Annotated in this window: 14 protein-coding genes; 4 read left to right on the top strand and 10 right to left on the bottom strand. The window is 53.0% G+C overall.

Annotated features, from left to right (window positions below; all coding sequences use genetic code 11):
* Window positions 1–262: 262 nt before the first annotated feature.
* A complete protein-coding gene (locus USH94_RS07355) occupies window positions 263–529 on the bottom strand; it encodes a DksA/TraR family C4-type zinc finger protein (RefSeq protein WP_111963836.1) in 267 nt (88 codons plus the stop codon).
* 122 nt (window positions 530–651) lie between these two features.
* Window positions 652–918: a DUF1471 family periplasmic protein McbA gene (gene mcbA / locus USH94_RS07350; protein WP_111963837.1), complete on the bottom strand. Its 267-nt coding sequence runs from the start codon at window positions 916–918 to the stop codon at window positions 652–654.
* 243 nt (window positions 919–1,161) lie between these two features.
* On the opposite strand from mcbA, the gene rlmF reads away from it, so the two are divergent.
* A complete protein-coding gene (gene rlmF, locus USH94_RS07345) occupies window positions 1,162–2,073 on the top strand; it encodes a 23S rRNA (adenine(1618)-N(6))-methyltransferase RlmF (protein ID WP_181574018.1) in 912 nt (303 codons plus the stop codon).
* 48 nt (window positions 2,074–2,121) lie between these two features.
* Here rlmF and ybiO read toward each other — a convergent pair whose 3' ends face one another.
* The 6 genes from ybiO to rhtA form a co-directional block, all read right to left on the bottom strand.
* On the bottom strand, window positions 2,122–4,335 hold the full coding sequence (gene ybiO, locus USH94_RS07340; protein WP_111963839.1) for a mechanosensitive channel protein: 2,214 nt from the start codon (window positions 4,333–4,335) through the stop codon (window positions 2,122–2,124).
* 125 nt (window positions 4,336–4,460) lie between these two features.
* Entirely contained in the window at window positions 4,461–5,183 is a 723-nt protein-coding gene (glnQ, locus tag USH94_RS07335; RefSeq protein ID WP_111963840.1) for a glutamine ABC transporter ATP-binding protein GlnQ, read from the bottom strand.
* On the bottom strand, window positions 5,180–5,839 hold the full coding sequence (gene glnP, locus USH94_RS07330; RefSeq protein WP_014169254.1) for a glutamine ABC transporter permease GlnP: 660 nt from the start codon (window positions 5,837–5,839) through the stop codon (window positions 5,180–5,182). The genes glnQ and glnP overlap by 4 nt, the downstream gene beginning before the upstream one ends.
* An 84-nt stretch (window positions 5,840–5,923) precedes the next feature.
* Window positions 5,924–6,667: a glutamine ABC transporter substrate-binding protein GlnH gene (gene glnH, locus USH94_RS07325; RefSeq protein WP_013097464.1), complete on the bottom strand. Its 744-nt coding sequence runs from the start codon at window positions 6,665–6,667 to the stop codon at window positions 5,924–5,926.
* Window positions 6,668–7,029: 362 nt separating this feature from the next.
* Complete coding sequence (gene dps / locus USH94_RS07320) at window positions 7,030–7,533, bottom strand: DNA starvation/stationary phase protection protein Dps (protein WP_063408106.1); 504 nt, start codon at window positions 7,531–7,533, stop codon at window positions 7,030–7,032.
* 299 nt (window positions 7,534–7,832) lie between these two features.
* A complete protein-coding gene (gene rhtA, locus USH94_RS07315; RefSeq protein WP_111963841.1) occupies window positions 7,833–8,720 on the bottom strand; it encodes a threonine/homoserine exporter RhtA in 888 nt (295 codons plus the stop codon).
* Between the two features lie 354 nt (window positions 8,721–9,074).
* Between rhtA and ompX the strand changes: the two genes are divergently transcribed.
* Window positions 9,075–9,593: an outer membrane protein OmpX gene (gene ompX, locus USH94_RS07310; protein ID WP_023310884.1), complete on the top strand. Its 519-nt coding sequence runs from the start codon at window positions 9,075–9,077 to the stop codon at window positions 9,591–9,593.
* A gap of 93 nt (window positions 9,594–9,686) precedes the next feature.
* On the opposite strand, the gene USH94_RS07305 is transcribed toward ompX, so the two are convergent.
* Window positions 9,687–11,270, bottom strand: a complete 1,584-nt coding sequence (locus USH94_RS07305) for a phosphoethanolamine transferase (RefSeq protein ID WP_111963842.1) — start codon at window positions 11,268–11,270, stop codon at window positions 9,687–9,689.
* Window positions 11,271–11,553: 283 nt separating this feature from the next.
* Entirely contained in the window at window positions 11,554–11,682 is a 129-nt protein-coding gene (mntS, locus tag USH94_RS07300) for a manganase accumulation protein MntS (RefSeq protein ID WP_111963843.1), read from the bottom strand.
* A 183-nt stretch (window positions 11,683–11,865) separates the two neighbouring features.
* Between mntS and mntR the strand changes: the two genes are divergently transcribed.
* A complete protein-coding gene (gene mntR, locus USH94_RS07295; RefSeq protein ID WP_023310887.1) occupies window positions 11,866–12,339 on the top strand; it encodes a manganese-binding transcriptional regulator MntR in 474 nt (157 codons plus the stop codon).
* Complete coding sequence (locus tag USH94_RS07290) at window positions 12,336–13,445, top strand: anion transporter (RefSeq protein WP_111963844.1); 1,110 nt, start codon at window positions 12,336–12,338, stop codon at window positions 13,443–13,445. Before mntR ends, USH94_RS07290 begins: the two co-directional genes overlap by 4 nt.
* Window positions 13,446–13,464 lie beyond the last annotated feature (19 nt).

The raw sequence follows: 13,464 nt of genomic DNA, 5'->3' as shown, positions 1-13,464 counted from the left end.
TGTTAAGGGGACGATGTTCCGTCGATGTGATAAGTATCACGGTTTTTCTCGAGAGATAAAATCGAAGAGAATTGACGTGGTTGCTCAAAAAAATTGAATGACAAATAACTTATTGAATATTAATAAAATCAAATCACCGCTTTACACTTCTTGCGGATACGCTTTACAGAAGTGAAATGAAGGGCACATTTTGCTACGCGGTTCGCTAAAAATCGTGAGCGTAAAGCTAGGGGAGTGCGCGTTTAGCTTAGGTAAAGGAAAGTCAACGTAGCTGGCTGTCTTTCGAACCTCTGCGATTATATCCCGAGTGCGATGAGTTTTTCGAATCTTTATGCTGCTGACAGGTAATACAAAGCCTTACGCCGGGAATGGCTTTTCGGCGCGCTTTCGGAATGGGGTCTCCGCATTCTTCACATTCAGTTAGGCTTTCGCCGCGCGGAATTTCACCGCGGGCACGCGCAACCGCATCTTCAATAGTACTGTTGATCTGTTCGTTAACAGCGTCGTCATTTGCCCAGCCGGAAGCCATAGCACCCTCCTGAAATCGGTTTAAGCTATACGTTCACTATGGGGTTAAAAAATGAACAATCAAGGTGAAGGGAGAAGAGAACTGCACCCGTTGGGCAGATGCAGTCTTGTGGAAGAGAAAGATTATTTATAGATGGTCGCGGTGCCGTACATATGGTTGTCACCGCCAGCGGAGTTCACCACGAATCCTTTTGCACCCTCCTGGCGGGCTTTTTCAGCAAGTTTAGCCTGTAGATCGTCAAGGTTACTGGCGCGGCTAACCGAAACGGTGCCCGCAGGACGAAGCTGGCTGGTGTCGGTACTCTGGGTCAGCGACTGAACGGCCATGGCAGAAAATGACGCGGTCGTCAGGGCGGCTGCGATAACAGCAAGGGTCAGGTACTTTTTCATAATCACATCCTCATGAGGAAACAACAGGTGATTCCCCTTAAGTTTAGAAGCCTGACGAGTGTGACTTAGCGCAAATATTTGATGATGATCTGCTTATTTTTTGAACGATATAAGTTGACAATTCGCTGACGGATCATAGACATAAAGGTGCTTGATTTATGGCGAGTTTCTAAGCGCCGCAGAGAAAGATTTACCGTTGAGCCAGCACAGGGTATCTTACGCCGCTGTTTAAAGGAGAATGCCATGACTGCCCAAAAGCCGGGATTACACCCGCGAAATCGCCACCGCAGCCGCTACGACATGAACGCGTTATGCCTGAGCTGCCCGCCGCTGCAGGACTACCTTGTTCAGACCCCAGCGGGTGAGCCCTCGGTCAACTTCGCTGACCCGCAGGCGGTGAAAATGCTGAACAAAGCCCTGCTGGCGCATTTTTACGGTGTGGCGAACTGGGATATTCCGGAAGGCTTTCTCTGTCCACCCGTACCGGGCCGGGCTGATTACATTCACCACCTTGCCGACCTTCTTGCCGAAGGTAATGAGGGTGTCGTTCCACAGCAGGCCACCATTCTGGATATTGGCACCGGGGCAAACCTGATTTACCCGCTGATTGGCGCGCATGAATACCAGTGGCGCTTTACCGGAAGTGAAATCGGTGACGAGGCCTTTGCCAGCGCCCAGGCGATTATCAACGCTAACCCGGGATTAAGCCGCGCCATTCGCCTGCGTCGACAGAAAGATACGGCTTCGATCTTCAACGGCATTATTCACAAAAACGAAAGCTATGACGCCACGATGTGCAATCCACCTTTCCATGATTCGGCGGCATCGGCCCGTGCGGGCAGCGAGCGCAAGCGCCGCAACCTGGGTCAGGCTGAGGATGCCGCGCTGAATTTCGGTGGTCAGCAGCAGGAGCTCTGGTGTGAAGGGGGCGAAGTGGCGTTTATCCTGCGCATGATTGCGGAAAGCAAACAGTTTGGCCGTCAGGTTAAGTGGTTCACGACGCTGGTATCCCGCGGAGATAACCTGCCGCCACTTTACCGCGCCCTGACCGAGGCGGGCGCCGTAAAAGTGGTGAAAAAAGAGATGGCGCAGGGCCAGAAGCAAAGCCGCTTTATCGCCTGGTCGTTTATGGACAATAACAAACGTCGCAAATAGCACTCCGTCGCAGGCCGGGTAAGGCGAAGCCGCCACCCGGCAACCAGGCTACAGCGTCGGCTCCTGCGGAGGGAGCGGCGATGCGGGCGGCGGCAGTACCTGATACGTCTGCACGGGCATCCGCACGTTCGCCAGATCGAAGTGTTTTTTCACCATGCTGTCGAGGGCAAAGCGCACCGTCCATTGCTTCAGCGGCTGGGTGGTGAAAGACACGCGCAGGGTAAACGCCGTGTTCGTCAGCCCGACAATGCCGGCAAATGACGGCTCGCCAATCACCAGTCCGCGAATATCCTCCATCTGCATCAGCTCTTCTACCGCATCGCGCAGCGCCTGCTTCGCTTTATCGGCATCCTCATGACGATCCACATCGTAGTTCGCCACCACGGAACCAATGCCGCGCACAAAGTTGGCGAAGGTGGTTATCGAGGACCAGGGAATGATGTGGTACGCCCCGGTGTCCTGACGCACGCCAACTGAACGGATGGACATCCTCTCAACGGTGCCGGTTAACGGCCCTATGGTTACCAGATCGCCCGTGTTCATCCCGTTCTCAAACTGGATAAAGATGCCGGTAATAATATCCTTCACCAGCGTTTGCGACCCGAAGGAGATCGCCAGGCCCAGGGCACCGGCACCGGCCAGCAGCGGGGCGATATTCACCCCGATTTCCGACAGCACAATCATGATGGTGATGGTACTGATAATGACCGCCAGCGCGTTACGGAACAACGTTAACAGCGTTCTTGCCCGCGCGCTGGGCAGAGGCCTGCCGTGAATATCCGATACCAGACGATTCTCGATGAGGCTCGCCAGCAGCGTCCAGCCGACGGCAGAGAAGAACAAAATCAACGCGATGCGAATCAGGATGTCGACCGTTTTCTCACCCGCACCGTTGTGCAGCCAGTTCCAGAAATCAAACAGGCTCCAGGCATTCAGGAGCAGCATGATCGCCACGCAGACGGTGAGGATGCGCGCCACCTTCAGCGATACCGACATCCAGCCGTTTACCCGTTTTTGCAGTTCCGGGTAATTACGCTGTACCTGCGGCGATAGGGTGATGGTTTTCGAAATCCAGCGTGACAGCAGCCCCGACACAAACGCCGCGATGCCGATAATGGCGAGGCTTTTGAACGTCGCCCCCATCATAAATTTCAGGCTATTGCCCGGGTCGAACAGCGAGAAGAAGCACAATACGATGAAGTAGGCGCTTGCCAGCCAGTGCCACACCAGGGCGAAAGCGCGGTTAAAGAGGCTAAAGAACGAAAGGGAGCGATCGGCCAGATTCAGCAGGCTTTGGGTAATGGTTTTTTTATTGTGGAAGATAAGATACAGCGACCAGAAGGTAATGCAGATCATGATAATGACGTTTGCCAGCGCGCCAAACTGGACGTTTACCTGGTTGGAGATGATCGGCACGGCAACCAGCAGACCGTAGCCAATCAGCCCGCTGAGCACGCTCAGACGCAGCGCCCAGTACCTGGCGCTCGCATCGCGAATTGAGAAGGGACGTAGCTCCGGTACGTGCGGACAAAAGAGTAACCGCAGCAGCGCCTTAAAGAACTCGATCAGGGCAAAGGCATTCAGGAAAAGCGACTGCTGAAATGCGATGGTTTTATTGCCCGCGTTCAGCCTGTCGGCGAGCATCTGGCCTAAAAACAGCGTCAAGGCCAGCAGCAGTAAATCGATGATAAACGCTGAGGCGATCATCAGCGGCAGGTGCAGCCAGCTGCTTTTATGCTGATTCTTCCTTCGTCCCCATTGTCCCATTTTGCGGTACAGCGGCCACGCGCACAGGCGCACCAGCCAGTAAAAAAGAAATACCGCACCGGCCAGCATCAGGAACTGCGCGGCTGCGGCGGTAAACGTGTGTGGATTAAACGGCTTATGCGGTGATCCAATCAGGTTGCGGTAGAGCTGAGCAAAGCGCGAGGAGAGGGCTTCCCCATAGTGGCGGCTTACGTCGGTGACATTTTCCAGCACCGTTTTTTGCTCCTCCACCTGGGGAGGGGTGATGACAGGCACCGGCTCCTGCGGCGGCGTGGCGGCCACTTTCCTCAGCTGGCTGATGAGTTCCTGCCGGGAGGTGTCGTTTTCGAGGACGTCGGCGAGGGCGCTGTAGGCGGCTTTTTTCTGTTCGACATCCGGTTCCGGCGGGGGAGTATTTTGCTGGCTGGCGGTTGTTCCGGTGGTCACGCCGGGGATCGCGACGGCGAACGATGGCGCACTAAACAGGCTAATCAACAGCAACAGGATCCACGGCACGGCGTCCTCCGGTGAAAATGTCGAACAAAATGATAAGTATAGAAGTCGAGGCGAGGTGGGGGATTTTTGGGAACAATCTGGCGTAAAAAAGCCGGGCATGCCCGGCTTACGTGTAAAGCGAGAGATCAGGATACGTGCTGCAGGAACTCCTGCAAACGCTGACTCGGCGGGTTCGCAATCAATTCCTGCGGGTTACCGTCTTCCGCTATACGGCCTTTATCAATAAAGATCAGGCGGGACGCCACTTTCTCAGCGAAGCCGATTTCGTGGGTCACGATCACCATCGTCATCCCTTCTTCCGCCAGATCCTGCATGACTTTCAGCACCTCGTGGCGCAGCTCCGGATCGAGTGCGGACGTAGGCTCATCAAACAGCATCAGTTTCGGTTTGACCGCCAGGGCGCGGGCAATCGCCACGCGCTGCTGTTGACCACCGGACAGCTCGGAAGGGTAGTGGTGCGCACGTTCAGCCAGACCGACTTTCGCCAGCAGGTCTTTTGCCAGCGCTTCCGCTGCCGCTTTGTTGGCACCGCGCACGCGCAGTGGGCCAAACATCACATTTTCCAGCGCCGTCAGGTGCGGGAACAGGTAGAACTGCTGGAACACCATGCCCGCTTCCTGACGAATCAGACGGTCATCCACTTTCGGGTCGTTCACCTTCAGGCCGTCGACAATAAGATCGCCGCTGGTGATCTCTTCCAGCTTGTTGATGCAGCGGAGCAGGGTGGATTTACCGGAGCCGGATGGCCCAATAATCACCACCACTTCACCCTGTTTAATGTTCAGATCGATATTGTGCAGCACCTGGGTTGGGCCAAAGTGCTTGGAAACGTTTTTAAATTCAATCACAGGATTTTCATCCTTCTTTCAAGACGACGCAGAACGAAGCTCAGAACCAGAGTAATGATCAGGTAGACAACGGCTACCGCACTCCAGATTTCCAGCGCGCGGAAGTTGCCAGCAATGATCTCCTGACCCTGACGGGTCAGCTCGGCCACGCCGATAACAATGAACAGCGACGTATCTTTAATGCTGATGATCCACTGGTTGCCGAGCGGTGGCAACATGCGACGCAGCGCCAGCGGCAGAATAACGTGGCGGATCGTTTCGCGACGAGAAAGACCTAACGCCAGACCGGCTTCACTGAAACCTTTATGAATCGACAGCACCGCACCGCGGGTGATTTCCGCAATATAGGCACCTGAGTTGATCATAATGGTGACAACGGCTGCGCTGAAAGGGTCGATGCGCAGGTCGGTGAATGCCATTGGCAGGGCGAAGTAGATGAACATGACCTGCACGACAATAGGGGTGCCGCGGATCACTTCGATGAAAACCAGTGCGATGTGGTTTGCGATCCAGCCGCCGTAGGTGCGAGCGAAACCGGCGACAAGACCGATAATCAACCCACCAACCAGACCCAGGACCGAAATCCACAGAGTCATTTTAGCGCCTTCAAGCAAGATAGGAATGGCAGGCCAGATGGCGCTCCAGTCAAACTGCATGATAATTTCCTGTTACTGTTACCGTGTTTCAAAAATAGCAGGGGCGAAAGGTCGCCCCCGAGTTAACGTCATTTTTACGTCTTATTATTTAGGCTCGGTACCGAACCATTTTTTGTAGATTTCGTTATAGGTGCCGTTCTCTTTCAGCGTTTTCAACGCGCCGTTAACTTTCGTGCGCAGGTCGTCGCTGCCTTTCGGGAACGCGATACCGTACTGCTGTGCTTCCAGAGACTCGCCAACGGCTTTGAACTTACCGTTACCGGCTGTTTTGATGAAGTACAGGATGTTAGGCGTGTCGTGCAGAACCGCGTCAGCACGGTTGGTGCCGAGTTCCATGTACGCGTTGTCGATGTTCGGGAACTGGCGCAGGTCTTTGGTTTTGATATTTGCTTTCGCGTAATCAACAGAACCGGTGCCGCTCTTCACCGCAACCACTTTGCCGTCGAGATCTTTCACGCTTTTTACGTCGTTATTATCGGCTTTGACCATGACCAGCAGGCCGCTTTTGTAGTAGCCGTCAGAGAAGTCGATCGCTTTTTTACGTTCATCGGTAATGGTGATACCTGCCAGCGCCAGATCAACGTTCTTGGTTTGCAGTGCCGGGATAATGCCGCTGAAGTCCATAGGCTTCAGGGTGTAATCCAGTTTGAGTTCTTTTGCGATAGCGGCCCACAGATCCACATCAAAACCAACGTATTTATCACCCTGTTTGAATTCAAACGGAACGAACGCCGTGTCGGTCGCCACAACCAGTTTGTCGGCAGCCTGAGAGGACACTGCAAAAGCCAGGGTAAGTGCAGCCAGTGAAACTTTTAATACAGACTTCATAGCATTTCCTTTTATATCCACGGGGCGATCCCCTGCGAGAACAGCTGGCACAATGAAAAAATCGTGCCAACTTTACAAGCTATTGTTTTGCAAAGGGGATGATGTCATGCATTGCACAATTAATGGGGCAATGAGGTTTTGTTGCACCAAAGTGGAGCACTGTTTTGGTGCGCTTCGTTTGGCTCAACTGACGGGGAGATATTTAGCGTAAATTCTGACGAAAAAACAATCTTCCGTTAACGGTTGTGTGAGGTGATTATTACATTTTTTTCACTTTTGCACTGTCTCAGGCAAAAAACGTGCACCATAGATGTGCAAAACCCTCACCGGAAGGCGAGGGTTTGATAGAAATTTCGTATGAATTATTCGATGTTAGATTCGATGAACCACAGGAATTGATCCAGGTCGCGGGATGCGGCGGTAAAGATATCTGCAGTATCTTCATCTTTGGCTTCGCCAATCGCTTTGCGCACATCGTTTGCCACAATCGCGTAGCGGTCCGCCAGCTCTTTCAGGTGATCCTGAACGGTATGGATATCGAGCGGATAACTCTTCAGAGGCGTTTTGCTGTTGATCACCTGCGTGGTTCCCAGCGCCACGCCGCCTAGCTGAACGGCACGTTCAGCCATCGTATCGAGGTGGGTAACCAGTGCTGTGCGGAAGCCATCCAGCATTTCATGAACGGCAATAAAGTTTGCACCGCGCATATTCCAGTGGGCCTGTTTGGTGATCAGCGAAAGATCGATGAACTGGATCACCTGGCGATTCAGCAACTCAATGGTCGCTTTTTTGTCGCTGTCCGGTACATCGTTACGGGTATAAAGCAGATTAGACGCTTTCGTTTTCACCAGTTTAGCGGTACTCATAATCTCATATCCTCTTGATGTTTATGTCCCAGGTAATTACGAAACTAAGTATAGCACCGGATTTTTTCTGTGCGGTTTGGCTGTGCCTATCGGTTTAATAGCGAGAAGTGGGTTGAGAATTTAATTTATTGAAATTAGTGACTAATTTTTAAATTTATACAGATCAATCTTAATTGCTGGATGGGGACGCAAACGTAGAGGGATATTTCGAAAATAGAGCAAAGTGTGTAAGAAATTATAACGTCTGTCTTTCTGGCCTTTATTCTGCATGGCGTGGAAGCCATGCAGAATATATGGCCTTAGCTGATATCCACCTTTTCAACTTTAGGTTCCGGGCGCATAGTGAGCGTAGAGCCCATTGAAGCCGCGATAATCGAGCAGAGCGCCAGCGTCTGGGTCAACGTGAGGGTTTCGCCGAGAAACACCATGCCGGAAATGGCGGCAAGGGCAGGCTCCATGCTCATCAGGGTGCCAAATATGCGTGTCGGCAGACGCGTAAGGGCAATCATCTCCAGAGAATAGGGAAGTGCGGTAGAGAGAATCGCGACTGCCAGTCCGATGGGCATGACGGACCATTGCCAGATAGATTCCGTCGCCTGCGCCATGCCGATGGGCACAAATACGATGGCCGCAATCAGAGAACCCAACGCCACCGTTGCCGGACCGTGCTCTTCGCCTGCACGCTGCCCCGTGAGAATATAGACAGCCCAGCAGGCGCCTGCACCCAGCGCCAGCGCGGCGCCCGTCAGATCAATCTCAGCGACACTCTGGCCCAGGGGAAGCAGGAACCATAAGCCCAGAACGGCTAGCACGACCCAGATAAAATCGACCGGACGTCGCGAGGAGAAAAGCGCCACCGCCAGCGGACCGGTAAACTCCAGCGCGACGGCGATCCCCAGTGGTATCGTCTGAATAGAGAGGTAGAACAGATAGTTCATTGCTCCCAGGGAGAGTCCATAAAACAGCAGGGGTAAACGCTGCTCCTTTTTGAAACGCAAACGCCAGGGTTTGAAAATGAACACCAGTATCGCCGTGCCCAGCACGATACGCAGGGCGGTCACCCCTGGCGCACCGACCAGAGGAAAAAGTGATTTTGCAAGCGAAGCACCGCTTTGAATGGACAACATGGCAATGAGTATCACTGCGACCGGCAACCAGACCGACGATGTGCGGGATAACCCAGGCATCCTTTCTCCTGTCAGCTTATGTCAAATGAGGTAAAGGTTGCAGTGTAAAGGAAATATGCGGCAACGGTTGAGGCGCTGTTGAAAAAAAACCACGTGAAATCCGTAAAATGGTTAAGCGCTGGTGGATTTATCGCCTGTCAGATTAGGAATAATCTGGATGAATGTAACGGCGCAGACGCGCACTATGCGCATTTAGTAGTGAAAATTTCATGTGATTTGAAAGAGATAGCTTAGGCTGGAAACGTTCTGTTACAGGAAAGGTTTCATTAGACATCACGAATCACAAAGAGTTTCGCAAATTTTTTTGATATATTTAAAACTTACGGACTTACTTGAAGCACATTTGAGGTGGTTATGAAAAAAATTGCATGTCTTTCAGCACTGGCCGCTGTACTGGCTGTTTCCGCAGGTACCGCTGTAGCTGCTACTTCTACTGTTACTGGTGGTTACGCTCAGAGCGACTATCAGGGCGTGATGAACAAAGCTAACGGCTTCAACCTGAAGTATCGCTACGAGCAGGATAACAACCCACTGGGCGTGATCGGTTCTTTCACCTACACCGAGAAAGATCGTTCTGAAAACGGCGCATACAACAAAGGCCAGTACTACGGTATCACCGCTGGTCCAGCTTACCGTCTGAATGACTGGGCGAGCATCTACGGTGTTGTAGGTGTTGGCTACGGTAAATTCCAGCAGACTGAAAACCAGAGCGAAAGCCGCACTGCAAGCAACAGCGACTACGGTTTCTCCTATGGCGCAGGCCTGCAGTTCAACCCAATCCAGGACGTTGCTCTGGACTTCTCCTATGAGCAGAGCCGTATCCGCAACGTTGACGTTGGCACCTGGATCGCGGGCGTAGGTTACCGCTTCTAATCACTTCGGTGATTAAATAAAAAATCCGCCCACTGTGGCGGATTTTTTTGTCTTTTCTCTCCCCCCGTAGGCCAAGGTGAGAGCATCGAACCGCTACTTACTCTTAATATCAAAAATATCCGTACCCAGATGGTTGTAGTCAACTTTCTGTAACTTGAAGTTGGTAACGTACACTGGGGGAGCTTTCTTGTTAGAGACAAACGGGTAAGCCGTTTTTATCTGTTCGGCTGTAATCCCCGTCCACTGCGAGAAGAACTGCAGGAAATCATTTGCCGAACGGCGCGCTTTAATGACGCGATGCGTTTTATCATCACTCGACAGCACCATAAACGGCACCTGGAAGTTCTGCTGGAACTTGTCATCGTGCGCCAGATACTGCACCTCTTTACCACGCTCTTTAAACGCCAGCCCGTGATCCGAGAAATAGACCATAGAGAAGCTGTCGCCCGTATTGCGTAGCTGATCGTACAGCTTGCTCAGCAGATCGTCGGTTTGCGTCATGGTGTAGAGGTAGCACGAGGTCTCTTTGGACTGCACGAACTCCGCGTACTTCCCGCCAGTCCGATCGCAGGCCTGCGGATGCGACCCCATCAGGTGCAGGACGATCAGCTGAGGCTGCGTGCGCGGGGTGGCGAAGACCTGTGCCGTCATTTTCAGCAGCGCTTCGTCTTTGGTGTTTTTGTCGGCTTCAAAATCACCGTTTTTCAGGAACTGCACTTCGTCAGCCCGTTTGGCGATGCTGGCGATGGCCGTATCGTATTCGCCAATTTGCCCCTGATTGGAGAACCACCAGGTCTGATAACCTGCGCGGTTTGCCAGAGTGACAAAATTATCCTGATACTGCGGTTTACCATCTACCACTCGGTTAAGGGTCAGACCGAGCGATTTCTGCGTTGAGCCGCTGGCCGCGACATAATCGGTAAACAGAGTGCCTTTGACCGAACTCGCAAACGGGGTGTTGTCCCAGTGGCCGCCAAACGCCCCCATTGCATCGCGACGCGCGCTTTCGCCAATCACCACCACATAGGTGTGATATTTCGGCTTAACGGCCAGCACGTTCCAGGTGTCTTTCATATTGGAAAGCTCAGCCATGCGCGCCTGTTCGTCGAGAACCTCTTTATTATTTACAACAACGTCTTTAACGAAGCGGAAAACCGGATAGCCGATATTGATGAGCCTTAACTTACCGTCCCAGGGAATATTCTGGATGGGGGCGACAAACGCCACGGCAATGCTGAACACCAGACAGAGTATTTCGATCTTACCCCAGGATTTTTTCTCGCCCGACTGACGGCGGATGGCAATAACGCCCAACGCGAAGATAAAAAGCCCGACCACATAGCTGTACCACGGGAAGATCGTCAGGATCTCCGTCGACTCTTCCATATTGGTTGAGTGCAGCGCCAGCAGGGTATTAAAGTTTGGCGAGCCGTAAGCCTGACCGAACGGGAAATAGAGTGCAGCAATCAGCGAACAGATCCCGATTACTGTTTTTTGCACGCGCGGGGCGGCTCGCCACAGCACATGCAGAATGCAGGTGAAGGCTACCGCGTAGAGCAGACTAAAGGGATAACCCAGCGCAAAGTTAATCAGTAATGACTGCAAAAAGTAAAAACCCGTCCACGGGCTTATGGCCCGGCTGCGGGTAACAACGGTATCTATCAGGGTTACATTCATAGGTCACTATCATGGATGAAAACGCCATGTGCTCACCCTGGCGTCAAGGGTCATAACCTGCCTGACAGTGCGTGGAGAGGGAATGAGGGTCCGCTTCAGCGAGCCGCAAATTGTGCAGGGCTGCAAGAAGATAGTGCGAGCGCTAAATAATATCAACAGTTGCTAAGCAGATGTTTTGCGAAGGGGATTGCAAATCCGTAAAAAAGATCGGGAATAAGGCGGCTAAAAGCCAGTTTACAGCGAGAATGTGACGGGAAAATGAAGCGGCGTACCGCAACGCCGCTTAGTTGGAAGGTTTATCGTCCTGATGCGGTTTGTTGTTAAACATATCGCACAGCATGTTCAGCAGCATTAAGCGCACTTTAAAGGGGGAGTGGGTAAACACGGTCATGCACCTCTTGAATTCATTCATAAGACCTCCTGAGTTTTGATCCCTTCGATCCATGAAGGGTGACTGCATTACATACAGATATAGCACAGGCTATATTGTATAGCTATGGCTATTTCGTTAATTTTTTGTGCTTGCAGAGCTATGGTTTACAATGTGCGCTCTCGAAACCGGGCGCTGGAAGCGTCACCCCACTGAGGAAGTACAATGAACCGTCGCGCAGGTCATCCGACAATGAGGAAAACGACGCAACTGGTGAATGTTGAAGAACATGTCGAAGGTTTTCGCCAGGTCCGTGAAGCGCACCGGCGTGAACTGATTGATGATTATGTTGAACTCATTTCCGATCTGATTCGTGAGGTTGGTGAAGCGCGCCAGGTCGATATGGCCGCCAGGCTGGGGGTTTCACAGCCAACTGTCGCTAAAATGTTAAAACGCCTGGCCTCCGTGGGCTTAATTGAAATGATCCCCTGGCGCGGTGTTTTTCTGACGCCGGAAGGGGAGAAACTCGCGCAAGAGAGCCGCGAGCGCCATCAGCTTGTCGAGAATTTTTTACTGGTGCTGGGCGTCAGCCCGGAGATTGCCCGCCGGGATGCGGAAGGCATGGAACACCACGTCAGCGAAGAGACGCTGGTGAAGTTTCGCGAATTTACCCTTAAATATGGTCCCTCCGCTGAATGAAAATCCCTGGACTGCAGGCCCTGGCACGCGATCGTTTCTTCCATCTCCTATTACTCATTGGCGCAGGGTTAAGCCTCTTTGTGCCGTTTACGCCGCAGGCCTGGCCCGCCGCGATTGACTGGCGCACCATCATTACCCTGAGCGGCCTGATGATGCTCACCAAAGGGGTCGAGCTGAGCGGCTACTTTGACGTTCTTGGCCGTAAAATGGTTCGCCGCTTTGCCACCGAACGCAGGCTGTCCCTGTTTATGGTGTTTTCTGCCGCGGTGCTGTCGACGTTTCTGACCAACGATGTGGCGCTGTTTATCATCGTGCCCCTCACGCTTACGCTGCGTAAGCTGTGCGAGATCCCGGTCAGCCGGTTGATCATCTTTGAAGCGCTCGCCGTCAATGCGGGCTCACTTCTGACGCCAATCGGCAATCCGCAAAATATCCTTCTCTGGGGACGTTCCGGGCTGTCATTCGCCGCCTTTACCTGGCAGATGGCCCCTCTGGCGCTGGTGATGATGCTGTCGCTGCTGGCGGTATGCTGGTTTGCGTTTCCTGATAAAAAACTGCAGTACCACAGCGGCACAACGGGCCCGCAGTGGCAGCCGCGTCTGGTGTGGAGCTGCCTCGGGTTATATATTGTCTTTCTCTTTGCGCTGGAGCTGAAGTATGAGCTGGCGGGCGTCCTGCTCGTTGCCGCAGGCTTTGTCGTCCTCGCGCGACGCGTGCTGGTCAGCGTGGACTGGACGCTGCTGCTGGTCTTTATGGCGATGTTCATCGACGTGCATCTGCTTATTCAGCTCCCGGTACTGCAAACCGTCCTGCACAGCGTCAGCAGTCTGCCGCAGGCAGGGCTGTGGCTGACGGCGATTGGCCTGTCGCAGTTTATCAGCAACGTGCCTTCCACCATTCTGCTGCTCAACTATGTTCCGCCGGACACGCTGCTGGCCTGGGCGGTGAACATCGGCGGGTTTGGGCTGCTGCCCGGCTCGCTGGCAAACCTGATTGCCCTGCGTATGGCCAACGATCGTCGTATCTGGTGGCGCTTCCATCTCTGGTCAATCCCGATGCTGGTTTGGGCCGCGGCGATCGGTTTCGGAATATTCCTTCTCATATAGTGCGCAATTTGTCAGTTTT

Source organism: Enterobacter sp. 148H3 (genome assembly GCF_034107425.1).
Taxonomy (GTDB): domain Bacteria; phylum Pseudomonadota; class Gammaproteobacteria; order Enterobacterales; family Enterobacteriaceae; genus Enterobacter; species Enterobacter vonholyi.
The sequence above is the reverse complement of the archived record's forward strand: the minus strand, read 5'-3'. Positions and strand labels throughout refer to the sequence as shown.

Excerpts from the sequence above, each read along its gene's own strand:
- mcbA (WP_111963837.1), bottom strand. The coding sequence starts at position 918 with ATGAAAAAGTACCTGACCCTTGCTGTTATCGCAGCCGCCCTGACGACC.
- USH94_RS07305 (WP_111963842.1), bottom strand. The coding sequence starts at position 11,270 with ATGAATGTAACCCTGATAGATACCGTTGTTACCCGCAGCCGGGCCATA.
- mntR (WP_023310887.1), top strand. The coding sequence starts at position 11,866 with ATGAACCGTCGCGCAGGTCATCCGACAATGAGGAAAACGACGCAACTG.
- rlmF (WP_181574018.1), top strand. The coding sequence starts at position 1,162 with ATGACTGCCCAAAAGCCGGGATTACACCCGCGAAATCGCCACCGCAGC.
- USH94_RS07290 (WP_111963844.1), top strand. The coding sequence starts at position 12,336 with ATGAAAATCCCTGGACTGCAGGCCCTGGCACGCGATCGTTTCTTCCAT.
- mntS (WP_111963843.1), bottom strand. The coding sequence starts at position 11,682 with ATGAATGAATTCAAGAGGTGCATGACCGTGTTTACCCACTCCCCCTTT.
- rhtA (WP_111963841.1), bottom strand. The coding sequence starts at position 8,720 with ATGCCTGGGTTATCCCGCACATCGTCGGTCTGGTTGCCGGTCGCAGTG.
- glnP (WP_014169254.1), bottom strand. The coding sequence starts at position 5,839 with ATGCAGTTTGACTGGAGCGCCATCTGGCCTGCCATTCCTATCTTGCTT.
- dps (WP_063408106.1), bottom strand. The coding sequence starts at position 7,533 with ATGAGTACCGCTAAACTGGTGAAAACGAAAGCGTCTAATCTGCTTTAT.
- ompX (WP_023310884.1), top strand. The coding sequence starts at position 9,075 with ATGAAAAAAATTGCATGTCTTTCAGCACTGGCCGCTGTACTGGCTGTT.
- glnH (WP_013097464.1), bottom strand. The coding sequence starts at position 6,667 with ATGAAGTCTGTATTAAAAGTTTCACTGGCTGCACTTACCCTGGCTTTT.
- USH94_RS07355 (WP_111963836.1), bottom strand. The coding sequence starts at position 529 with ATGGCTTCCGGCTGGGCAAATGACGACGCTGTTAACGAACAGATCAAC.